We start from the raw sequence: 23,162 nt of genomic DNA on the forward strand, positions 1-23,162 counted from the left end.
GTCCGTTGCAAACAGTATACATCATTCCAAACATATTTACAATTACCTGAAAGCATTAAATCTCGGATTATTTTTATCCGATGTGTATCTGAACCACTTATTGACCATCATCCTGTCTGTTTTTCTCCGGGGATACCGGGGAAAAACAGTTGATTTCCAAGAAGTCAGCCATTGCCACAGGACAACGACCGCTTATTTCCTGAATCACGGAAAATGGAAGGACGATGCATTGCAGGATGTTTTAAAAAGCAGCATCCTCCAAGCCATTTATAGGGAAGCACAGCGTTCCGGACAACCGATTTACTGTATTGTGGATGATACGATTGCTTCACATACCCGGCCTTCGTCACAGGCGGTTCATCCAATCGAAGCTGCGTATTTTCATCAATCACATTTAAAAGGCTGTCAGGATTATGGGCATCAGGTTGTCTCCGTTATGCTTTCCTGCAACGGGATTACCCTGAATTATGCAGTCATCCTGTACGATAAATCAAGATCAAAGATCCAGATTGTACAGGAGATCGCGGAAGAACTTCCCGCTGCGCCGGTCATTTCCTACTTTCTTTGTGACAGCTGGTATACTACTGCAAAAGTGATGGACCGTTTTATTCGGAAAGGATTCTATACGGTTGGGGCATTAAAGACCAACCGAATCCTTTATCCATGCGGGATCCGTCAAAAAGCCAGTGCATTTGCCCTTCATTTGCGGAAAACAGACCCGGATGTCAGCCTCGTGACCGTTGGCAGCCGTGAATTCTATGTATACCGCTATGAAGGGGAGTTGAATGGCATTCCAAATGCAGCGGTGATCCTCAGCTATCCGAAGGATGGATTTGGGAATCCCAAAGCATTGCGTGTATTTCTCTCTACAAATGCAGAGTTATCCACGCAGGAGATCCTGGACACCTATACGAAACGGTGGCCGATTGAATTATTTTTCCGGCAGAGCAAAAGTAAACTTGCGCTGGATAGTTATCAAATCCGATCCCGTCAGGGAATCCAAAGGTATTGGCTGATCATGTCGTTGGTCCACTATTTGTGCTGTATGCATTCTGGAAACTACTGCACATTCGAAGAGGGATACGCATCCTTGAAGCAGCAGCTAAAGCAGGAACAGTTTGCAAACCTGTACCGCCTCATAAAAAGCAGCGCCTCATTCGAAGAAGCTTTTAAGTTTGTGGGATAAGTTTGTGCAAAATTCGATATTTGCTCATTTATAGTTCTTATAATGAAAATGGTGAGATGAAGGGCATTATCCCGGATTACTTCCGGAAAATTGCAGACTATGCCGGGATTTCCTATGAGTTTCTTACACCTGTCACCAGAGATGAGTATATTGCTTATCAGAAAAATAAGGAAACCACAGATATGAGCATCGATGCACGCCTGGAAACAGATAACTATGCTGAGACGAATAAATGGGGGATTACTGCACCTTTCATTACGATGCAGCTGGCAAGGGTGACACGGCGTGACTTTGATGGAAAAATTAATGTTGTTACTACGGTTGACCAGACAGCATCAAATTCCATTGAAGATGCAATGGCACCAGGCGCAGAAAAACTGATGTGCAGTACCCGGCAGGAAATGATGGAGGCTGTCCGTAAGGGAAAAGCCGATGCTGCCTTCGTCTACTATTACATGGCACAGGCGTTTGTGAATAGTGACACCACAGGCACCCTGACATATACTTTGCTGGAACAGCCTACATACACCTACCGCATGGTAATATCATCAACAGAGAATCATGCACTGGCTGGCATCCTGACGAAAGCAATGTATGCCATGCCCCAAAATCTTGTCGAAGATATAGCAGCACGGTATACCACATACAAAGCAGCAGATCTGACATTTGTTGACTGGATCCGTCTGCATCCTGTTGTTACTGTTTGGGTTCTTCTTATTTTCGGATGGCTGCTGACTACTATGGCTGTGATAGCAATGCGTCTCAGTGCAAGAAAAAAAGCTCAGAAGGCAGTCCAGGAGACGGCTGAGGAAATGGCGGAACTGGCAGAGCATGCGCAGGCTGCAAACAAGGCAAAAACAGCATTTCTGTCACATATGTCCCATGATATGAGAACACCGATGAATGCAATCATGGGATTTACCGGTATTGCAATGAAAAAAAATCCTTCAGACGAAGTGAAAAATTGTCTGGAAAAGATTGATGAAAGTTCAGAGTATTTACTGTCGCTGATCAATGATGTATTAGATCTGACTCGCGTGGAAAGTGGAAAAGTGAAATACAATCCGGTACCGGCAGATTTGAAAAGTATCACAGATTCTGCACTGGATATTACAAAAGGTTTTCTTACGAACAGGGATATCAGCTTTAAGATCCAGCGTGAAGAAGCAAAGATCCCAAATGTACTTGTGGATCCTGTACGTCTGCGAGATGTGCTGGTTAATATTCTGAGCAATGCCGTGAAGTTCACTCCGGATGGAGGGGCGATTACATTTGAAACCCGGTGTCAGGAAAAGGGCGGGGATGGATATATAAATATGCATTACCGCATTTCGGATACTGGTATTGGCATGAGTGAGGAATTTACAAAAGAAGTTTTTGAGGAATTTGCACAGGAAGATTCCGATGTGAGAACGCAGTACCATGGAGTTGGACTGGGGATGGCTATCGTAAAGAAGTATGTAGATATGATGGGTGGAACCATTTCCGTGCAGAGTAAAAAGCATGAGGGAACCACATTTACTGTGGATATTCCTTTGGAAATTACAGATAAGGAATGTAATAAGTCAGACACAGGTTTTTCTGAAAAGGTAAATCTTACAGGTGTGAATGTTCTTATTGCAGAGGATAATGAACTGAATGCAGAGATTGCTGCCGTGCAGTTGGAAGAGTTCGGGATGAATGTAGAAAGAGCTGTGGATGGAAAGAATGCTGTTGAGATTTTCAGAAATCATCCGGAAGGCACATTTGATGTAATCCTGATGGATATCATGATGCCTGAAATGAATGGTTATGAAGCGACAAAAGCAATCAGGGCAATGAATGACAGACCGGATGGAAAAAACATTCCTATTATAGCAATGACAGCCAATTCATTTGCAGAAGATGTTCAGGCATCACTGGATGCAGGAATGAACGCACATTTGTCAAAGCCGATTGTGATTGAGGAAGTTATAAAAACGATTTTAAGGTATGTTCATAATGATTAGCAGAGGTTCATGAATTAGTGGAATACAATTGACAGGAGGGCTAAAAGATGACAATGCAGGAGTGCTATAAAGCTATCGGAGGAAATTATGAGGCTGTTTTGGGACGCCTTCACAGCGAAGCACTGATTCAGAGATTTACATTAAAGTTCCTTGAAGACCAGAGTTATCTACAGTTAAAACAGGCATTGGAAAATAAAAATTATGAAGATGCTTTCCGCAGTGCGCACACATTGAAAGGGGTGTGTCAGAATCTTTCCTTTGACCGTCTGTTAGTAAATTGACACAAGTTGGCTGTAGAGTATAATTATAGTAAAAGTACAGCAGAAGCTGTCGCAAAGATATTTATAAAAATGTTGTGGGGGTATTGAACATTAATGAATGTAAAATTAAAATCTGGAAGCAAGCAAGCAAGCAAGCAAGCAAGCAAGCAAGCAAGCAAGCAAGCAAGCAAGCAAGCAAGCAAGCAAGCAAGCAAGCAAGCAAGCAAGCAAGCAAGCAAGCAAGCAAGCAAGCAAGCAAGCAAGCAAGCAAGCAAGCAAGCAAGCAAGCAAGCAAGCAAGCAAGCAAGCAAGCAAGCAAGCAAGCAAGCAAGCAAGCAAGCAAGCAAGCAAGCAAGCAAGCAAGCAAGCAAGCAAGCAAGCAAGCAAGCAAGCAAGCAAGCAAGCAAGCAAGCAAGCAAGCAAGCAAGCAAGCAAGCAAGCAAGCAAGCAAGCAAGCAAGCAAGCAAGCAAGCAAGCAAGCAAGCAAGCAAGCAAGCAAGCAAGCAAGCAAGCAAGCAAGCAAGCAAGCAAGCAAGCAAGCAAGCAAGCAAGCAAGCAAGCAAGCAAGCAAGCAAGCAAGCAAGCAAGCAAGCAAGCAAGCAAGCAAGCAAGCAAGCAAGCAAGCAAGCAAGCAAGCAAGCAAGCAAGCAAGCAAGCAAGCAAGCAAGCAAGCAAGCAAGCAAGCAAGCAAGCAAGCAAGCAAGCAAGCAAGCAAGCAAGCAAGCAAGCAAGCAAGCAAGCAAGCAACTGTAGCCCGGAGGGTGGGAGAAAGATGAAGAAGTGCAAATTAGTACAGAATATAAGAAATTTCAAATCTTGTTATTTTATATTTTGCACAATGATATGTTTAGTTGTTTTTCCTGTTTCCACATCTGCCCAAGAAAGATCCAGAGCGGATCTTTATCACAGGAAATACAGGAATTGATGCTTTGCACTATACGGTGCGAAGTGATTTTTATCATCCGGAAACAGAATGGGCAAAAGGCAGCAGACTGATTGCTGTAACAGCACACAGAAGGGAGAATCTGGGAGAGCCCATGCGTGATATGTTCCGGGCTATACGCAGGATCGTGGAAGAATTTACAGATGTGAAGGTTATTTATCCTGTACATTTGAATCCGCAGGTCAGGAAGATCGCAGATGAGGAATTTGGTGGATGCGAGAGAATACACCTGATCGAACCAATGGATGTGGTGGAATTCCATAACCTGATGAAAGCCAGTTATCTGATCATGACAGACAGCGGCGGAATTCAGGAAGAAGCTCCTGCACTGGGAAAACCGGTACTGGTCATGCGGGATACAACAGAGCGTCCGGAAGGTGTGGAAGCAGGAACCTTAAAGCTTGTAGGCACGAAGATGGAGGATATTTACAGAGAATGCAGGCGGCTTCTTACAGAGCCGGAGACATACAGAAAAATGAGTGAGGCTAGAAACCCTTATGGTGATGGGACTGCAAGTATCAAAATCAGAAAAATCCTGGAGGATATAGATGCATAAGCATAAACAGAGCCAATGCAAAAGAAAAGTGAAACATCGAAAGAACTTGATGGGACTTATTATATTTTGCATAACTGTGTGCATTGTGTTTATGTTTGCTTATTATCAGAACCTGAGAAAAGAAATATCTGTCCGGCAGGAATGGCTGGAAACCGTCCTGACCAGAGAAAAAAAGTGGATCCTTGAGAATCAGGGCCCTGAAGGCGAAATCTATATGAATGGAAGTAAAGCCGGAGATGTTAATCCATACTTTGCATGTATGGCTGCACTGGGGCTTCTGGCAGAAACAAAGAATTGCCCCATGACTGAAACAGAGCAAAAAGCTGTTGGCAGGTATCTGGACTGGCATACTGGGGTTTTGCTGGAAACAGATGGAAAAATGGGAATCTACAGGAAAGAGGGTGGGGAACTTATTTATAAAGAAAAGGCTGATTCCGAAGACGGATATCTTGGTATGTACCTTTTTCTTATGGGAAAATATCTGGAAAAGACAGAAAGTACAGATCTGCCGGAATCCTGGAAAAATGGAATCAGCCTTGCATTAAAAAAGATTCAAAGCCTGATGCAGGATGGAATTACACAGGTTTCAGAAGAAAACACAACAGTTTATCTGATGGATAATCTGGAAGTATGGAAAGGCCTGTACGAATTGGAACTTGCAGGACTGGAAGATACGCAGGCGATCAGTGAAATTCGTAAAAAGATACAGAAACAGATAGAAAAGATATTCTGGGATGATGCGAATCAAAGATGGAGAATTATCGGAAACAGTGATCGGTATCATCAGACAGAATTTTATCCGGATGGTGTTGCTCAGATTTATCCGCTGATTTATGAATTTCCGGTAAAAGAGAAGAAAAAGCAAAAGGTATTATATGATCAGTTTACGGAAAGGTTTCAGTGGCAGAAACTGAATAAAAAAAGAACTGGCTTTTTGTGGGCAATGACAGGAATGGCTGCTGCGCAGATGAGGGATATCAATAACCTTGTGGAATTAGTAGGAAATTATGAAACAGAATATTGTAAGAAACGAAAATATCCGCTATATACAGGCGAAGCAGGATGGATATGCATGGAATGCGAGAAATTGTATGGATTATATGAAAGAAAAATAAAAACAGCATTTATACTATGTATATGATCTTGTGCAGAGTGAATAAACGAATACTATCGCAATTTTCAAAAATAGTGCCTGTCAAAACAGCATATTTGCAATATGCAGTTTGCGGATGTTGATGAAGCCCAAAGAACCCGAATCTGATTGTAATCAAGTAAAACGCCGGTTGTGTGAATTTCTGAAAAAACGTGAGGAAGAATTAAGCTCCACGCATGAAAACCTCCAGTTTATTGCCGTGGACCAGGAAGGATACTATTATTCCGATGAGGGTCTGCAGGGCGTGTAGTACAGATCTAAAGATCTGCAGGATGCGGATATCAAAAGCTTTCTGACATCGGACTGGATCACCAATGAAAACCAGATGGTATTTGCCAGAAAACTGCAGAGCCAGCTGGTGGTCGACGGCAGTATCATCACACACTTTATTCTGATCCGTTCGATGGAGGAGATGGCACCGTATTTCAGAAGCAGTGCATTCAGCAACCAGAGCACGACGTATGTGGTGGACAGCAACGGAACGAAGATGTTCGAGGATACCGCTGTCGAGGAGCTGAGGATTCTGGCAGTAATTCTGCTTCTGATCCTGGCATCGGTTCTCTTTGTGACGAAATTCCGGAACAGCAGCCACCCGCTGGCAAAGAAAATCCCGATTCTTGCGATGACAGACAACGCATTTTCAGAAGATGTGCAGAATGCCTTCAATGCGGGCATGAACGCACACATAGTAAAACTGGTGGATATGAAGGTACTGATAAAAACAGTGTGGAATCTTCAGACGGGCGCCGGAGCGGCAGGAACTTTAAATTGAAAAAATCCGGCAGAGTGTTTATAATGGATGGGAAAAACAAAACAGAAAGGCAATGCCGTTATGCGTAAAATTACAGAATTAAAAGAAAAACAGGAGATTGCGCTTGGAATATTACTGTATCTGGATGAAGTCTGCCGGAAACATCACCTGATCTATTTTGCAGCAGATGGAACTCTGCTCGGGCTGATCCGGCATCAGGGGTTCATTCCGTGGGATGATGATGTGGATGTCTGGATGCCGAGAGCGGATTATGAAAAACTGGAACAGATTGTAAACAGCGAAACGGATACACCGTACCGCGTCATGAATTTTCATAATACAAAGGGTTTCACACTGGCATACGGAAAGCTGGTACACACCGGAACGAGTCTTGTGGAGCACGTGGCAGGAGCTGTGGATACCGGTCTTTTCGTCGACATTTTCCCGTTTGACGGACTGCCGGAAAAAGATACACCGGAGTACGACCGTCACTGGAAAAAGCTGCTGTTTCTGGAAAGCCAGCGGATGAATGCATTCCGCACCTACCGCCAGACCTTAAAAGGAAACAAAGGAAGCTTCGCAAAATGGTGCAAATGGGCGATCCGGAAATGTTATGGAAAAGAGCGGATTCTGCGCGAGATGGAAAAAGAGTGCAGAAAGTACCGCGCGGAGGACTCAAAGTGGGTGGCCTGCCAGTGCGGCGGTTACCGCAAGTCGGACGCGATTCCCAAAACAGCGATCGAAGAGATCGTGCGCCTTCCGTTTGAAGGCCATCTGATCAATGCCCCGGCGGGATACGAGACGTATCTTCACACCCTGTACGGCGATTACCATCAGCTTCCGCCGGAGGATCAGCGTCATCCTGCGCATGTGGGAGATGCCTACTGGCGTTAGAACAGAGAAAAAAGCAGATGAGAGGTAAGCAATGAGTAAAATACTGGTGCTGGGACGTACCATGGACATGGGCGGAACGGAAGTTGCCATGGCAGCGCTGCTGCAGAAACTGGTGGAGAAAAAAGAAGATGTAACGCTTCTTCTGGTCGAAAAAAGAGGCGTTCTGCTGGAGCGGATTCCGAAGGAAGTGGAAGTGCGCCAGATGATCTGGAACAAAAAGCCGCATCCGGCTTTGGAACGGATTGTGGGAAAACGGGAGACACCGGCAGAACGGTCTTTCTATGCCAGAGGAATGGGCGTATTTCTGATGCGCGTCGTGTATGGAAAGAAACGGTATGGAAAACTGTATGAACGGATTCTGGAGTGTGTGGAGCCGGAAACAAAACAATACGATCTTGTTTTCGACTTTTTCGGATTCGGTGCGTTCACAACCGCATTCGGAGCCAGAAAGACGAATGCGCGGAAAAAAGCGGTCTGGTTCCACGGAGAAAATCTCTGGTGGCTGTTCCGGACCAGGGACTTTATTCCGGAGTATGATAAAATTTACTGTGTTTCCGAGCCTGTCCGAAAACAGGTCATTGCCCGTTTTCCGGAACTCGCGGACCGGACAGAGGTTCTGCTGAATTTCATTGACATCAAACAGGTGCAGAGACGGAGTGAGGAGCCGCTTAGCGATCCGCAGTACACAGGAGAGCTGAAATTTCTGACGGTGGGAAGAGCTTCGGAAGAAAAAGGATATGATATTGCGGTGCAGATTACGGCGGAGCTGAAAAAACGGGGACTTCGCTTCAAATGGTTCATCATCGGTGATGGAAGAGATCTGAACAAGCTGCGGACCATGGCAAAGGAATATCAGGTGGAGCAGGAAATTATTTTTCTCGGAATGCGCGAAAATCCTGCGCCGTACGTAAAATCCTGCGACCTGTATCTCCAGCCGTCCCGTCACGAAGGCTATCCGATTACGATTGTAGAGGCGAGAAGCCTGCAGAAGGTCATCATCGCTTCCGATATTCCGTCCATGCGCGAGCAGATCCGAGATGGGGAAAACGGATATCTCTGTCCGCTGGATGTGATGCAGTTTGCCGATAAAATCCAGAAAGTGCTGGCAGATCAGGAAGGACGCGATGCGGTCAGAAAGAAGCTGCGGGAGGAACCCATTGATTTTTCAGCGGGATATGCGCAGATAGAAGCGTTTGCAAAAAAATAAAAGAGAAACAGCAAGAAAAAACGCCAGAACCGGCGATAAGATATTTCCGGTTCCGGCGTTTCTTTAGTCCTGGCGTCCCTGCTTGTTTTCATACATATATTTATCTGCTTTGTCAAACAGCGTGCGGAGCGTACATTCGTTGTAATCGGTGGAAAGTGCCCAGCCGTGGGAATAGCTGATGCGGAACTGGGTTCCGTAGCTGTTGAACTGTTCGACTTCGTTCTGAAGCTCTGTGAGGATTTCTGTGATGCTTTCGCGGGTTGCATCATAGATGACCGCCATAATTCATCGCCGCCGTATCTTCCTACGAAATGCTTCGCGGGAATCGAGTTTCGCAGCAGCCGGGCAAAGTTCAGAATCAGCTGGTCGCCGATGGAGTGGCCGAGGCTGTCGTTGACGCGTTTCAGGTTGTTCATGTCAAAGACGATACAGGCGGTAGGAGTTTTGATGAATTCCACATTGTGGAACAGCTCTTCGCACTTGCTCTTGTTCGGCAGTCCCGTGTGAAGGTCGATGTAGGCTTTCTGTTCCAGCTGGCGGTTGGCACGGGAAACTTTGACTGCGGCAACCGTTTCATCTGCCATCTGGAAATACGTCTCGCTCATGTCTACCAGATCCGCCGTTCCGTTTTCTCCGGATCTGACCTTCTGAATTTCATTTTTCAGTTTATCCCAGTAGGCAATCTGGACATCCAGTTTTTTCTGATAATCCTTGTCGGAAAGACTCACGAGATCGTAGTGGCCGTCCTCGTATTTCAGTCCGCTTAAGATATCGTCCAGGTAAGGTCTATCTCAAATCCGGAAAGATCCCAGACTTCAATACTCTTTTTTCCCTTCCTGAAGCTCCTTTTTCTCCCCTCGTCCCGCTGAAACATGCTTTCCGCATTCTGAAACAGAAGCCTTCTTTCATCTTTCAGACGGATTACCGTTTCTAAACCGCATTCTTTCAAAGTATTGATAAACGGGGCATTCAGGTACAGCGCATCCGCCACAATCACATCTGCGAAATGACCATGCCTTTTCTTTAAATGCCGGATGAGCCTTTTCGCTCCTGTCAGTTCCCCTTCATCTTTTTCTGAACCATCTCTGGGTTTCAGCATTTCCTGCCCAAAGATCACATGCGGCGATTTTCCTACCGTCATACATACCACACTTCGATGAAAGTATTTTGTCTTCCCCGTCCCGTTCTTCCGGCTCAGGCAGTCTGGACAGGACTTTTTTGTACTGCTGAATAATTCCATCCCATCAATACCTGCTGCAACATATCCGCCTATGGTTCCTTCCCGAAATACGCGGTTGCGTTTCAGAACATCAATCGTCTGCGCGTGAATTTCCTCGATTTCTTTTGGATCAATCCGGGAAAGAAGATCCCTGACTGCATCAACTTTTGGGATTTTTCCACGGATACAGTTTTTCAGTCGTTTCTCCATGCTTTCCGGCGCTGAAAAAATGGTGTGAAAACTTTCATACTGAAGCATCAGGAAAATCAGCACTGGCATAACGATATTAAACAACGGGATGGATTTTCTTTTTCTTTCATCGGATAAACCCTTGATTTTTTGTGGAATTTTGTATACACTTTTCATATAAGTTAGCAGTTTCTTCAATGCTAATTTTTCATTAAGGACACCTTCTTTCGTATGTTTGTGGGGTAACATAATTATACAATAAAAGGTGTCCTTTTTGAGTGTTTATCCGGACTGCGGCACAGATGGCCCGGGCATTTGGTGCTAATTTTACAGCACTGTATGTGCAGACCGCGGAACCGGCAGAGAAAACGCCGGAGGATCAGGCAAGGCTGCAGAAGCATATCCGCCTGGCAGGACAGAGCGGGGCGGAGATTGTAACGACGCACAGCGAGGACATTGCCCTGCAGATTGCAGAATATGCGAGAATTTCCGAAGTAACGCGGATTGTCATTGGAAAAAGCATGATGGATCAGGGATTTTTTCGAAAGAGAAGGGGATGGACCGAACGGCTGACCGATCTGGTGCCGGATTTGGAAATCCATATCATTCCGGATTCCAATATCATTACCATATATCTGGTCGGCGTTATGATGACGTCCATTCTGACCAGCGGTTATACCTGCAGCGTAATCAGTTCTGTGATCAGTGTAGTGCTGTTTAACTACTTCCTGACAGAACCGCGTCTGCCACTATACGCGTACGGTTCCGGTTATCCGGTGACCTTTGCCATCATGCTGGGCATTTCCATTCTGACAGGTACGCTTGCATCAAAATTAAAAGAGAATGCAAAGCTGTCTGCGCGGGATGCGTTCCGGACGAAAATTCTTTTCAATACCAGCCAGCTTCTGCAGAAGGCAGAGGATGCGTCGGAGATTTTTGATATTACAGCGACAAAGCTTGTAAAACTGCTGGGAAGGGATCTGACGGCCGCACCGGCAGGGGCACAGGAGAGCAGAATTGTCCGCGGAACACTTTACAGCGCGCAGACAGGAGGAAAGACGGAAAAAATCTTTGACCCAAGGGAACAGGAAATCATTCAGTGGGTTCTCGACAGCCAGAAAAGAGGAGAAAAATATCTGGATCGCGGTGGAGGACAACGGCCCCGGGATTCCAAAAGAGTCCAGAGAGCATGTGTTTGAGATGTTCTATTCCGGGAAAAATAAAGTAAGCGACAGCCGCAGAAGCCTTGGCCTTGGACTGGCACTCTGCCGTTCGATTGTAAATGCGCACGGCGGGGAGATAGCACTTTATGACTGCGATCCACAGGGCTGCTGCTTTCGGTTTACCCTGCCGCTCAGTGAGGTGAATTTGAATGAATAAGACATTAATTCTGGTTGTGGAAGATGATACGCCGGTTCACAACCTGATTACTACGACGTTAAAAACACACGATTATAAGTATATTTCTGCAAAGAACGGTGCGGGTGCCATTATGGAGGCATCCACACATAATCCCGACATTGTTCTACTCGACCTTGGCCTGCCGGATATTGATGGCGTAGAGGTGATTGAAAAGATTCGAAGCTGGTCGAATATGCCGATTATCGTAATCAGTGCAAGAAGTGAGGACAGCGATAAAATCGAGGCATTGGACGCAGGAGCGGATGATTATCTGACGAAACCGTTTTCTGTGGAGGAACTGCTGGCCCGCCTTCGAGTCACACAGCGCCGTCTGTCCCAGATGCAGGCAGAAAATGGAGTCCAGTCGGCTGTCTTTGAAAACGGCGCACTGCGGATCGAGTACGCAGCGGGGTGCGCATATCTTGACGGAGAGGAACTTCATCTGACACCAATCGAATACAAGCTGCTCTGCCTGCTGTCGCAGAATGCAGGGAAGGTGCTGACGCATACGTTTATCACACAGAAAATCTGGGGAAGCAGCTGGGAGAACGATATCGCTTCTCTCCGTGTTTTCATGGCGACGCTTCGGAAAAAGCTGGAAAAGAACGGAGAGCAGACGCAGTATATCCAGACGCATATCGGGGTTGGCTACCGGATGCTGAAGGTAGAGTAAAAGAAGAAAAAATTTGACTTTACAGGCCTAAAATGATAGCATAAAGGACAGAGAACGCAGTTTTGGGAGGACGAAAAAACGGATGATGAAAAACCTCGAAGTACTGGAGGAAATTAGAAAACAGGGAAAAAATCTGATCGAGACAAAACGGGATGAGTTTGTAAAGCAGAATCTTTTATCGGATGAGTTTATTGAGATGATGCAGAAGAACAAAAAGCCGTTCGATCTTCTGATGTCGTATTATCAGTGCGCCATTATGGAAATCGAGACAAAGTTCCGCGTGCTGAATCAGGAATACTCGCTTTCCTATGACCAGAACCCGATCGAAGGAATCAAAACAAGGGTCAAATCGTATGAGAGCATTATGCGGAAAATCCGCGTGAAAGACATCCCGGTCACACTGGAATCTATTGAGGAAAATATCCGCGATATCGCCGGTGTGCGCGTGATCTGTTCTTTTCCAAGCGATATTTATAAGCTGGCAGACAGTTTTCTGAAACAGGATGACATTACGCTGATTGAGCGGAAGGACTATATTCAGCATCCGAAGGAGAGCGGCTACCGCAGTCTTCATCTGATCGTTCAGGTGCCGATCTTTTTACAGGATACAAAGAAACTGGTCTACGTGGAAGTACAGTTCCGTACGATCGCGATGGATTTCTGGGCGAGTCTGGAGCACAAGATGCGCTACAAGAAAAATATTCCCGAAAATCATGTCAAATATCTGCAGGATGAACTCTACGACTGCGCAAGACAGAGCGCGGAGCTGGATAACCGTATGCAGAATATCCGGAATCTGATTGCAGAGGAAGCAGAAGAGGAAGAGCGCGATACGCTTGCAATGCTGCCGATGAAATAGAGAACGGATTTGGGAGTTGGAGAAAAAGAGCATAAAAATACGCCGCAGGTCTAGTGATCAGATCTGCGGCGTATTTTTGCTCATGCTTCTTTCGAATAATGAATATGCTGCAATTTCCATTTCTCGTCCTCTTTGACGGCGACCTGTGTCTCGAGTCCGCGGATGCCGTACGAAGTGCCATCCTCACGGCGGATGCATTCGGTGTGGTAAGAGAAAAGGATGAGAGCTGTGTTTTCGTTGATCAGACGCGGTTCAATTTTATCTGTGCGGAACAGGATGGAAAAATCAAGCGAAGGTTCATAAGCGGCTTGCGCGGCTCGATTCGGTTAAAAAATCAGCTCCTGTTCCCGAAAGAGCGAATCAACGGCCTCTTCATACTCGGCAAGGCGATTTGCTTTTTTGATCTTTTTCAGATACTTCTGGGGATTCGTAAACGATGTTCCGAGGTAAATCCACAGTGCCTTTAATTTAAACAGCACATTTTTATCCCCGGAAATAACGCGCGCATAGCCGGCACAGAGATCTTCGCAGAATGCGCGCAGCAGCTCCTTATCTGCCGGAGCTAAATTTTCACTGCTGGCAGGATCTGTACTGCGCAGCATCCCGATCAACCAGGGGTTCTGCAGCACCCCGCGGCCGAGCATGACCTTTTCCGTCAAGGGAAAATCATGGCAGAGCTTCTGAAAATCAGCGGTTGAGAAAAGATCCCCATTGTAGCACAGCGAGTGGCGGCTCGTCTCATATGCTGTCCGATAACACTCCATGCGCGGCGTATATTTGTAGAAATCTTTCTGAATCCGCGGATGAATAATCAGCTCTTCCAGCGGATATTTGTCATAAATCGCAAGCAGCGTCTCCCACTCATCGGTGTCGGTTGTGCCAAGTCTTGTCTTGATGGAAATCCGGCAGTCGCAGGACGAAAAGATTTCATCGAGAAATGCATCGAGTGTATGCGGCCACGCAAGCAGTCCGGAGCCGCGCCGCTTGGCGACAACCGTGCCGGACGGACAGCCAAGGTTCAGATTGACGGTATCGTAGCCGTACTCCTTCAGTTCTTTTGTCAGAGAAAGAAAGTCCTCCGCCTGGTTTGTGAGAATCTGCGGGATCACCGTCATCCCTTCGTTATGCTCCGGGAGAATGTCATTGCGCTCGCGGGAGCTCATCTTTTTATTTGTAATAAATGGCGTGAAATAACGGTCAGCCGCCGGAAAATATTTGTGGTAGGCGCTCCGGTACACATATCCGGTCAGCCCTTCCATTGGGGCGAGATAAAATTGCATGATGATAAAATCCTTTCAAAAAAATCGGTTTTCCAATACGAAAAGTGTATCATAAAACTGCCGGAAGGGACAGAAAAAAATGAAAGTAAAATAATATCTACTAAACAAGTAAGAGGTTAAAAGAAGAAGCCGGTGCGACGTCTGTTTTACAATATGTGATGAGATGTAGAAAAAATCCGATACAGAATCTTTTTTGAGGGGTCCTCAAAGATTTCTGTACCGGATTTTTCTAATTCTGCATATGGATCTGCTCGCCCGTCACCGGCGCAAAGCAGCGAAGCGTTTCGCCATCGAGATTCTCGCGGTGCATATCAACCGCAGAAATCTGATGATTGTCATACGTCGTATAATAGTAAATTCCCTGCGTCGCATTGCAGCAGGAAGTATAGAGCGTGATCTCATACTTTCCGTCCGCCACCTCACAGCATCCTCTCTGCTGGTCAACAGAATTTAAAATATGGAAAAACTGGCTGACACTCTCCGTTTCGCTGTTTCCCGAGATCGAGTTCTGCTTTACAAACGCCACGCGTGCAAAGCGGGAAGCAGAAGAGAGGTCGCCCGGCAGTCCGAGGCCACCCATGCCGCGGCTGTACGTAGAAAGATCGAGCTGGTTGGAAAATGTGTTGGCCGGCTGTTTCGGTGACAGATGCAGGTAATTGTTCAGTGAGAACATCTGCATTGGAAACGGCGGATTGTTTGTCAGAACGCCGACCGGATTGTCGTAGACATGCAGACCGTCCGCCGTGGATTCCACGGTGATGGCACCCGATGCATCTGCGATGATCCAGTGAAGCTGTGCGAGCGGAAGATTCTTTTTAAAAGGTGTGCTGATGAGATTGATACGGGAGAGGGATTCTTTTGCTTCCGCAAGCGAAGCACATGTACCGAGAATCCACGGGATCAGCTCGAACTGCGCGATATTGTCTTTCTCCGGTTTCGGATCGAAATAAACGGCATTTCCTACAAAATTAAGGCCGGCGATACCAAGCCCTTTTTCATTGAACGCCTCATAATAGAGCGGGTAATCATCCATCACACACGCCATGCCGATCATTGCATAGTGATGGGAAAGGGACGGCATATGAAGAAAGGAAAACGGGTAATTGCGAGGTGTAACGGTGATCTGGTCGCCATAGGAAAATTCATAATCGAGTGTGCGGCCCATATAAAAGTCGCGTGTTTGATAGGTTGCTGCTGTACACATAGAAAAACTCCTTTCGATGGATGATTTGTCATTGCTATAAGGTATCATAGCACAGAAGCGGAGGAACGAACAGGAGAAAAATATGAAAAAAGTATAAAAAAGGATCCTTCAGAGTGGAGACAAAACCCTGCTTTTGCAGGGTTTGCTATGGATGTTTTTTGAGGGATGATTGCTCAGATACGCTCCGGGTCGCTGACCGGTACCTGTTTCGAAGCAGCAGATCAGACATAGATGCTGTGATTTGAAAGGATGCTGCAGGAAGAGGTGGAATTACGCAAGATGCTTCCGGAAGTGTTCTATGACAGCAACGGATTCTGCACTGACAGGTTTCGGAACAGCGGACGGTTTTGCAAGAAAATAGCCCTGCAGGAGATCAACATCCAGTTCCAGTACCTTCAAAAGTTCAGCTGGAGTTTCCAGACCCTCGGCAATGATTTTCATGCCTCTTTGATGTGCATAGGAAACAATATTTTCTACGATCTGCTGCTTGTCCGGATCGGAGTCGATATCGCGGATGATGGAAAGATCCAGCTTGATATACGCCGGTGCAAGCTCCAGAAGCGTTTTTTCATTGCTGTAGCCGCTGCCGTAGTCATCCAGGGCAAATACACCGGAAAATCCCGGCATCTCACGTTTTTTCAACAGAGCTGTAAGATCCTGTGAATCCTCCTCTGTGATCTCGATGACAATCCGATCCTGAAGAAAGCTGTATTGTTCGACGTAAGCCACTGACTCATCGTGATTCATGTATTGGCTTGCAATCGAATTGACAAAGAGAAGCTCATCACCGCGTATCTGATGGGTGGAGAGGAATGTGGCATAGGATTTTGCAGAGAGAAACATAGTCAGACGTTCTATTTCATGCAGGCACTCTTCCTCGTGAGCCAGCTGCAGGATCTGATCCGGACGAGTAAGTGCCGGGAGATTTCCGCGCATCAGCGCCTCGTAGGCGTAGATACTGCCGTCCGCAGCGGAAACAATTGGCTGGAAGTAATACGTAAACAGCTCTTCATTCAACATTTTATGGAACAGGCGGCGCATCTCGGTTTCCTTTGCGTTTTTTGTAAAAAGCTCCAGATCGAATTCGGTAATGTACCCTTTTTCTGCTTTCTTTACCTGGTACATTGCGAAATCCGCATATTTTTTCAGCGTAGACAGATCTGTACTGTTTTCCGGATACCAGGAAACTCCGCCGGAAAGGCGAAGGGGCAGTTTACGACCACTTGGCAGCTCCAGGGCTGTATTTGAAACCGCAAGGGAAAGATTCTGCAGAAGTGCTCGAATTTCTTCCTGCGATTGGTAGCCGTAGAACAGAAGATTAAATTCATCGCCGGAAATACGGGCACAGAGCGTTTTAGCCGTCACAGAGGAGATAAAACACTGTCCTGCCTGCCGGATATAGGCATCGCCCCAGTCGTGGCCGAAGGTGTCGTTGGTGCGTTTTAGATTGTCAAGGTCGATCATCAGAAGGGCAGCGTGACCGAGAACTTCCGAATGCTCAAAAAGAGCTTCACTTTCCCGCTGAAACGCGCGTCGATTGTAGAGACCGGTCAATGCATCGTAATCACGCTCGTGCTCTATGCGCTGCCGTTCCAGCATAACGGAGGTAAAATCTTCGACAAGTCCGATCTGCGCATAGCCCTCGCGGGAGGTCTCCATACGGATGTAGCGGATTGTTCCGTCAGAAAATGAAATTTCATACACCTTAGAATGCTCGACCCATACGGTATGAGAATGTGTCTGGTCAAATTCACGCAGCATCTGCTGGAAATACCGGGTGGAAAGCCCGGAGACATCTTCAGATGGAAGGTTGAGCATGGGAAAAAAGTTCTTTGTGACATAGACCGTGTTGAGATCAAAACGCATCTCATAGCCACCCAGTTCAATACTTGCCATTTCCATGATACGCAGGAATTTTGTGGAGGTTGTCAGAATAATGTGGATACTGCCGTCATCGGAAAAGTCACCTTCTTCCAGGTAATTGGGAAGATAGGCAGCCTTTTCTTTCTCTGTAAGATAAGGGGAAAGATCAACGACCTGTCCCATCTGCTCAAGCGTATAGGCGGTATCGGCGTAGGCGGAAAAAATATTTGGCATGGCAAGGGCACCAATCCTTCCTTTGGCGGCATCGAGAACATTTTTTCCCAGGTCATTGATGCTGCCCTGACTGGAGGCTTCGACCGTAATATGCTCTTTTTTTCCGATCGTTGTATTGAATTCCTCAACAAGACGTTCAAAGGAAGCTAACTGATCTCCGTTGTAATACGTCCATACGGTCAGCGTAACGGGTTTGTCGGAGGCGCGGCATCCGCCAAGAAGCGATACAGCGAGAACAGAACTCAAAAGAAAGGTTGTGACTTGATTTGAAAGAATTATAACATAAAGGAACAGGAGCCGCAATCGAAATTAAGCCGTGGAACAGAAAAGTTGTTACAGTTCACTGGTTCCCAGCGAACTGTAACATTCGCAGCCCTCATTTAAAGTTTTGCTTCGCAAAAGGAGGGCTGCTCACGCCTGAATCACTTTCTTACGCAGCGAAACAGCAAGTGTTTCACTGCTGAGTGAACAGTAACGAAAAGTTACCTGTTGTTTGCCGGGTACCGGTGAAGTGTAATGCAGCAGGAAAGAATCCGGTAAAGGAAAAAAGCTCCGCCGGAAAAAAAGGTGGTATTTCCGGTGGAGCTCTGTGAAAAAAGTGATCAGAATTTTACTGATGATAATAAGAGAGAAAGTCGGTGATCTTTCCAACCGCATCCTTTAAAACTTCAATTCGCGGCAGGTAAACAACGCGGAAGTGATCCGGCTGTCCCCAGTTGAAGCCGCCGCCGTGGACAATCAGAAGTTTCTTGTCGCGCAGCAGATCGAGAGCAAATTTTTCATCGTTTGTAATATTGAACTTTTTGGTGTCAATTTTCGGGAACATATAGAACGCAGCTTTTGGTTTGACTGCGGTAATGCCCGGAATATCGCAGAATGCTTTGTAAACGTATTCACGCTGCTCGTAAATCCGTCCGCCCGGAATGATGTAGTCGTTGACACTCTGGTGGCCGCCAAGAGCGGTCTGGACAACGGACTGTGCCGGAACATTGGAGCAGAGACGCATGTTGGAGAGCATTTTGAGCCCTTCAATATAGTCCTTTGCGATAGCTTTATTTCCACTTAAGATCATCCAGCCGATACGGAAGCCTGCGATCATGTGCGATTTGGAAAGACCACTGAAGGTGACACAGAACAGATCCGGTGCGAGGGATGCAATAGAAACATGCTCGAGACCGTCCATGACGAGCCGGTCATAAATTTCATCGGAAAAGATGATCAGCTGATGTTCTCTGGCAAGCTCGACAATCTGCTGCAGTACCTCTTTCGGATAGAGTGCACCGGTCGGGTTATTCGGATTGATGATAACAATCGCTTTTGTGCGGTCGGTGATCTTCTTTCGCATATCATCAATGTCCGGATACCATTCGGACTGTTCATCGCAGATGTAGTGGACGGCTTTTCCACCGGCCAGCGTTGCGCAGGCGGTCCAGAGCGGGTAATCCGGGGATGGGATGAGGATTTCATCCCCGTCATCCAGAAGAGCGGACATGCAGAGGTTGATCAGCTCACTGACGCCGTTTCCGGTGTAGATATCATCGATAGAAACATTTGGCAGTTTCTTTAACTGCGCATACTGCATGATCGCTTTTCGTGCAGAGAAGAGACCCTGGGAAGGAGAGTAACCCTCGCAGTCGGTAAGCTGATGGCTCATGTCGTAGATGACCTCATCAGGAGTACGGAAGCCAAATGGAGCCGGATTTCCAATGTTCAGTTTCAGAACCTGTGTGCCGCACGCTTCCATGCGGTTTGCTTCTTCTACGACAGGTCCGCGGACATCATATAAGACATTGTCGAGTTTCGATGATTTTTTAAATTCTCGCATAGGGGAACCTCCTGTTTTTGTCTGGGAAAGGGAAGCGGCAGATGGATCAGAAAAGGATTCTGCCGGATCGGAAATCGTATCTGCCGTATAGTTTACTGTGGAATCTTTTGCAAGCAGCCAGTCGGGATCGACCTGGAGCACATCGGCCAGAAAGTGAAGAATGTCGGAGCGCGGAACCGTTTTTCCGCTGACATACTGGCTGACATGGCTTTTTCCAAGCTTCACACCGCGCCGCTGGGCCGCTCGGATCAAATCGACCTGCTTGAACTGTTTCGCCTGCATGGTCAGTTTCAGACGGTCGGAAAAGGTTTCATTTGTCATAGAAAATCTCCTTAAGATAGAATACAAAATAAAAAAAGTTCAAAACTGTGCTTATTGTAGCATGGACAAGAAAAAAGTTCAATAGAAAAACTGAAAATTGTAAAAATGTTGAAAAGTTCAAAATTAAAGCGAAACAAGTTCAATTATAATATTGTCTATTCTGTACAGGTAAAGCGTTAAACCTTGCGCATTTTGCAAATTGACAAACGATGAGATTTCGGTAGAATAAAAAAATAGGATGCTATGCGTTTCTGTTGGGATCCGCCAATAGAAACGGGAGAGAAAGGAAGGAAAATGTATGGGGGAAGGTCATAAAAAACTGAATTTTTCCGATTGTATGGGACTTGCGATCGGACAGATCATCGGTTCGGGCATCATGGTACTGACGGGAATCGTCATCGGTCTGACAGGACACGGCATTGCCGCAGCGTTTATTTTAGGTGCCGTGCTTGCCATTATCACCTGTGTACCGTTCATCATCCTGACGTCCGCAATCCCGTCATCAGGCGCCGGCTTTACTTACATCCGACGATTAATGGGTGAAAAAGCCGGCTTTATGTACATTGCGATGTTTGTTTTAAGCCAGGTTCTGATCGCAACGTACGCGAAAGGCTTTGCAAGCTATTTCTGCTCGATTTTTCCGCAGTTTGGCGAGTCGGCTGTCGCAATGGCAGCACTTGTAATCTGTACCGCCGTCAATCTCATTGGACTGAAATCGAGCGCACTGGTGCAAAAGGGCATGGTTGTGCTGCTGCTTTTAAGCCTGTTCTTATTTATTGTATTCGGGTTGCCCAAAGTAAGCTGGGATGCCCTGACACCGACGGTATCCAACCTGATGCCGAACGGTCCGAAGAACTTTTTCACAGGCGTGGCACTTTTGAGTTTTGCGTGCGGAGGCGCAAAATTCGTTGCGGAGAATGGAGACGATATTGTGGAGCCGTCCCGCACAATTCCAAAGGTTATCGTGCTTTCCACGAGTATCGTTGCTGTATTCTATGTGCTGATCGGTATCGTGGCAGGCGGCGTGCTTCCGGTCGAAACGGTTGCATTTCAGAATCTGACGCTTGTCGCACAGGAGATTTTTCCAACCTGGCTGTACCTGTTTTTCGTGTTCGGTGGTGCTGTATTTGCACTGCTCACCACCCTGAATGGAACCTTGAGCTGGGTGACGCGAGGACTGCAGGCGGCCGCAAAACAGGGCTGGCTGCCAGAAAAAACTGCGAAGGAGAATAAAAACGGTGTTCCGGTGATCCTTCTGATGGTCTTTTTCCTGATGGGCGCTATTCCGATTCTTACGGGAATGGATCTGACATTGATTTCCAACATGGGTGTCGGAACCGATATGGTGACGGAATTTATGGTACTCCTGGCCTGCTGGCGTCTGCCGGATATTTTCCCGGAAGAGTATCAGAAGTCTGCGTTTTGTATGAAAAAGCGGACACTTCACATTCTGCTGTTTTTCATCGGCATTCTGATGATCGGAACCTCGTATGTCAATCTGTCGGATCTTACGGTTCCCGCGGCGATTGCATGCGGCATCTATATTCTGGTGATGTTTGTTTACACGCAGGTCCGATATCCGTATGTGAAGGCAAAACAGGAAAAGAAAGAAAACAAATAAAGAAGAGAAATGGAGAAGAAACATGAGGGCAACAACAAAAGAGCAGGGTTTTTACAGCCAGATTTTTAAGCTGGTTCTGCCGATTGTGATTCAGAATCTTTTAAGCGCGGCAGTCAACTCTGCCGATGTCGTGATGCTGAACTACGTGGGACAGTCCGCTATTTCCGCGGTATCCCTGGCATCCAACTATGCAAATGTATTATTTATGGTTTATTACGGACTGGGAACAGGAGCAACACTTCTGTGTGCCCAGTACTTTGGAAAGGGCAATATGCGCGCAATTCAGACTGTCGAGGGAATCGCACTTCGATTCTCCGTCATCATCTCCGTTATTGTGGCAGGAATTGCTTTTACCATGCCGCAGATGATGATGCGTCTGTTTACAGATAATGCGGAACTGATCCGGATCGGTGCTTCGTATCTGCGCGTCATGGGTGTGACCTACCTGTGTTGGGGCATCACGGAGATCTATCTTGCGGTACTTCGAAGCCTCGGCCGTGTGACGATCAGCATGGCGATGAATATGATGGCATTCGCACTGAACGTATTTTTCAACGCATGCTTCATTTTTGGCCTCTTCGGATTTCCGAAGCTTGGAGCAACCGGTGTTGCAATCGCAACGGCGATGTCGCGTGTCATTGAACTGATCGGCTGCGTGATTGTGTCGATTATGAGTAAGGATATCAAGCTTGATCTGCGGTACATGTTCATCCGCAACAAGCTGCTGTTTTCCGATTTTGTGAAGCTGTCACTTCCGGCGCTTGGAAATGATCTTTCCTGGGGCGTTGCATTTTCGATGTATTCTGTGATCCTGGGCCATCTGGGAAGCGATGCGGTAGCGGCAAACTCGCTCGTTGTCGTTGTAAGAAATATCGGAACCGTGCTGTGCTTTGGTGTGGCAAGTGCAGGCGGTATTCTGCTTGGAAATGTTATGGGAGAAGGAAATCTGGAAAAGGCGAAGGAATATGCATCGAAACTGCTGAAGCTGACGGTTGTTGCCGGAGCTGTGGGCGGACTGGTTGTGCTGGGTATCACGCCGTTTGTATTGAAATTTGCTTCTTTAAATGAGACCGCGATGCATTATCTGAAATATATGCTGCTGATCAATACCTATTATATTATGGGGGCGGCCGTCAATACGACGCTGATTGCCGGAGTATTCCGTGCCGGAGGTGACACAAAGTTCGGACTGGTCTGTGATACGATTGATATGTGGTGCTACGCGGTGCCGCTTGGATTTATTGCAGCGTTTGTCTTCAAGCTTCCTGTCCTTGTGGTTTATTTCCTGCTGTGTACAGACGAGTTTGTAAAATGGCCGTGGGTTCTGAAACGGTATAAGAGCGGACTGTGGGCAAAAAACATTACGCGGGATCACCTGTTTGAGGATGAAGAAAAAGAATAGATGATATAGAAAAAAGACATCTGCAGGGGTGAAAAATCACTTCGCCAGATGTCTTTTTCAAACACGCTCTAACTGTGCTGCAAGAGTCAAAGAAACAACAGCGGAAAGTCAGAATGGTTATAGCATAACGGAT

General features: G+C 46.6%; 21 protein-coding genes and 2 pseudogenes. 16 read left to right on the forward strand and 7 right to left on the reverse strand.

Annotation, left to right across the window (positions count from 1 at the left end; translation table 11 throughout):
- The 10 genes and pseudogenes from DWW13_RS02025 to DWW13_RS02065 form a co-directional block, all read left to right on the forward strand.
- A partial coding sequence (locus DWW13_RS02025; RefSeq protein WP_330425585.1) for a transposase occupies positions 1-1,186 on the forward strand: 1,186 nt, incomplete at its 5' end.
- 56 nt (positions 1,187-1,242) lie between these two features.
- Complete coding sequence (locus tag DWW13_RS02030) at positions 1,243-3,174, forward strand: ATP-binding protein (RefSeq protein ID WP_243025955.1); 1,932 nt, start codon at positions 1,243-1,245, stop codon at positions 3,172-3,174.
- 47 nt (positions 3,175-3,221) lie between these two features.
- Positions 3,222-3,455 carry an Hpt domain-containing protein gene (locus DWW13_RS02035; protein WP_238061014.1) on the forward strand — a complete coding sequence of 78 codons (234 nt, stop codon included), beginning with the start codon at positions 3,222-3,224 and terminating at the stop codon, positions 3,453-3,455.
- A gap of 93 nt (positions 3,456-3,548) precedes the next feature.
- On the forward strand, positions 3,549-4,187 hold the full coding sequence (locus tag DWW13_RS18755) for a hypothetical protein (RefSeq protein WP_158579734.1): 639 nt from the start codon (positions 3,549-3,551) through the stop codon (positions 4,185-4,187).
- 128 nt (positions 4,188-4,315) lie between these two features.
- Positions 4,316-4,933, forward strand: a pseudogene (gene wecB, locus DWW13_RS02045) (non-hydrolyzing UDP-N-acetylglucosamine 2-epimerase); the annotation flags it as partial.
- A 214-nt stretch (positions 4,934-5,147) separates the two neighbouring features.
- Positions 5,148-6,074 (forward strand): hypothetical protein, encoded by a 927-nt coding sequence (locus tag DWW13_RS02050; protein ID WP_147398310.1) that lies wholly within the window; start codon positions 5,148-5,150, stop codon positions 6,072-6,074.
- Between the two features lie 94 nt (positions 6,075-6,168).
- A complete protein-coding gene (locus tag DWW13_RS18760; RefSeq protein WP_158579735.1) occupies positions 6,169-6,336 on the forward strand; it encodes a hypothetical protein in 168 nt (55 codons plus the stop codon).
- Between the two features lie 75 nt (positions 6,337-6,411).
- Complete coding sequence (locus DWW13_RS19815) at positions 6,412-6,858, forward strand: hypothetical protein (protein ID WP_118719093.1); 447 nt, start codon at positions 6,412-6,414, stop codon at positions 6,856-6,858.
- A gap of 27 nt (positions 6,859-6,885) precedes the next feature.
- A complete protein-coding gene (locus DWW13_RS02060) occupies positions 6,886-7,731 on the forward strand; it encodes a LicD family protein (RefSeq protein ID WP_022461471.1) in 846 nt (281 codons plus the stop codon).
- A gap of 31 nt (positions 7,732-7,762) precedes the next feature.
- Positions 7,763-8,938: a glycosyltransferase gene (locus tag DWW13_RS02065; RefSeq protein WP_117760761.1), complete on the forward strand. Its 1,176-nt coding sequence runs from the start codon at positions 7,763-7,765 to the stop codon at positions 8,936-8,938.
- Between the two features lie 63 nt (positions 8,939-9,001).
- Here DWW13_RS02065 and DWW13_RS19235 read toward each other — a convergent pair whose 3' ends face one another.
- From DWW13_RS19235 to DWW13_RS02075, 3 genes and pseudogenes are all read right to left on the reverse strand, one after another.
- A complete protein-coding gene (locus DWW13_RS19235) occupies positions 9,002-9,211 on the reverse strand; it encodes a hypothetical protein (RefSeq protein ID WP_442857772.1) in 210 nt (69 codons plus the stop codon).
- A 5-nt stretch (positions 9,212-9,216) separates the two neighbouring features.
- A pseudogene (locus DWW13_RS19960) lies at positions 9,217-9,543 on the reverse strand (GGDEF domain-containing protein); the annotation flags it as partial.
- Positions 9,544-9,701: 158 nt separating this feature from the next.
- A complete protein-coding gene (locus tag DWW13_RS02075) occupies positions 9,702-10,523 on the reverse strand; it encodes a transposase (protein ID WP_243025971.1) in 822 nt (273 codons plus the stop codon).
- 101 nt (positions 10,524-10,624) lie between these two features.
- Between DWW13_RS02075 and DWW13_RS19245 the strand changes: the two genes are divergently transcribed.
- The 4 genes from DWW13_RS19245 to DWW13_RS02090 all read left to right on the forward strand — a co-directional run bounded on the left by DWW13_RS19245 (position 10,625) and on the right by DWW13_RS02090 (position 13,279).
- Positions 10,625-11,545, forward strand: coding sequence for a DUF4118 domain-containing protein (locus DWW13_RS19245; protein ID WP_243025973.1), 921 nt, complete (start codon positions 10,625-10,627; stop codon positions 11,543-11,545).
- The gene (locus DWW13_RS19250) at positions 11,493-11,726 is read left to right on the forward strand and encodes a sensor histidine kinase (RefSeq protein WP_242856696.1); all 234 of its coding nucleotides are present in this window, start codon (positions 11,493-11,495) and stop codon (positions 11,724-11,726) included. The genes DWW13_RS19245 and DWW13_RS19250 overlap by 53 nt, the downstream gene beginning before the upstream one ends.
- Complete coding sequence (locus DWW13_RS02085; protein ID WP_022461465.1) at positions 11,719-12,420, forward strand: response regulator; 702 nt, start codon at positions 11,719-11,721, stop codon at positions 12,418-12,420. The genes DWW13_RS19250 and DWW13_RS02085 overlap by 8 nt, the downstream gene beginning before the upstream one ends.
- 82 nt (positions 12,421-12,502) lie before the next feature.
- On the forward strand, positions 12,503-13,279 hold the full coding sequence (locus DWW13_RS02090) for a GTP pyrophosphokinase (RefSeq protein ID WP_118595151.1): 777 nt from the start codon (positions 12,503-12,505) through the stop codon (positions 13,277-13,279).
- Between the two features lie 326 nt (positions 13,280-13,605).
- On the opposite strand, the gene DWW13_RS02095 is transcribed toward DWW13_RS02090, so the two are convergent.
- The 4 genes from DWW13_RS02095 to DWW13_RS02110 form a co-directional block, all read right to left on the reverse strand.
- Positions 13,606-14,559, reverse strand: a complete 954-nt coding sequence (locus DWW13_RS02095) for a tRNA dihydrouridine synthase (RefSeq protein WP_055227649.1) — start codon at positions 14,557-14,559, stop codon at positions 13,606-13,608.
- 229 nt (positions 14,560-14,788) lie between these two features.
- The gene (gene bsh / locus DWW13_RS02100; protein WP_055219508.1) at positions 14,789-15,763 is read right to left on the reverse strand and encodes a choloylglycine hydrolase; all 975 of its coding nucleotides are present in this window, start codon (positions 15,761-15,763) and stop codon (positions 14,789-14,791) included.
- A gap of 270 nt (positions 15,764-16,033) precedes the next feature.
- A complete protein-coding gene (locus tag DWW13_RS02105; RefSeq protein ID WP_118719095.1) occupies positions 16,034-18,106 on the reverse strand; it encodes an EAL domain-containing protein in 2,073 nt (690 codons plus the stop codon).
- 364 nt (positions 18,107-18,470) lie between these two features.
- Positions 18,471-20,006 carry an aminotransferase class I/II-fold pyridoxal phosphate-dependent enzyme gene (locus tag DWW13_RS02110; protein WP_118719097.1) on the reverse strand — a complete coding sequence of 512 codons (1,536 nt, stop codon included), beginning with the start codon at positions 20,004-20,006 and terminating at the stop codon, positions 18,471-18,473.
- 298 nt (positions 20,007-20,304) lie between these two features.
- On the opposite strand from DWW13_RS02110, the gene DWW13_RS02115 reads away from it, so the two are divergent.
- Both DWW13_RS02115 and DWW13_RS02120 read left to right on the forward strand, forming a co-directional pair.
- Positions 20,305-21,627, forward strand: coding sequence for an APC family permease (locus tag DWW13_RS02115; RefSeq protein ID WP_118719099.1), 1,323 nt, complete (start codon positions 20,305-20,307; stop codon positions 21,625-21,627).
- A 22-nt stretch (positions 21,628-21,649) separates the two neighbouring features.
- Complete coding sequence (locus DWW13_RS02120) at positions 21,650-23,029, forward strand: MATE family efflux transporter (protein ID WP_117804351.1); 1,380 nt, start codon at positions 21,650-21,652, stop codon at positions 23,027-23,029.
- Positions 23,030-23,162 lie beyond the last annotated feature (133 nt).

Origin of the sequence: Blautia sp. AF14-40, from assembly GCF_003479665.1 — a bacterium.
Lineage (GTDB): Bacteria > Bacillota > Clostridia > Lachnospirales > Lachnospiraceae > Fusicatenibacter > Fusicatenibacter saccharivorans.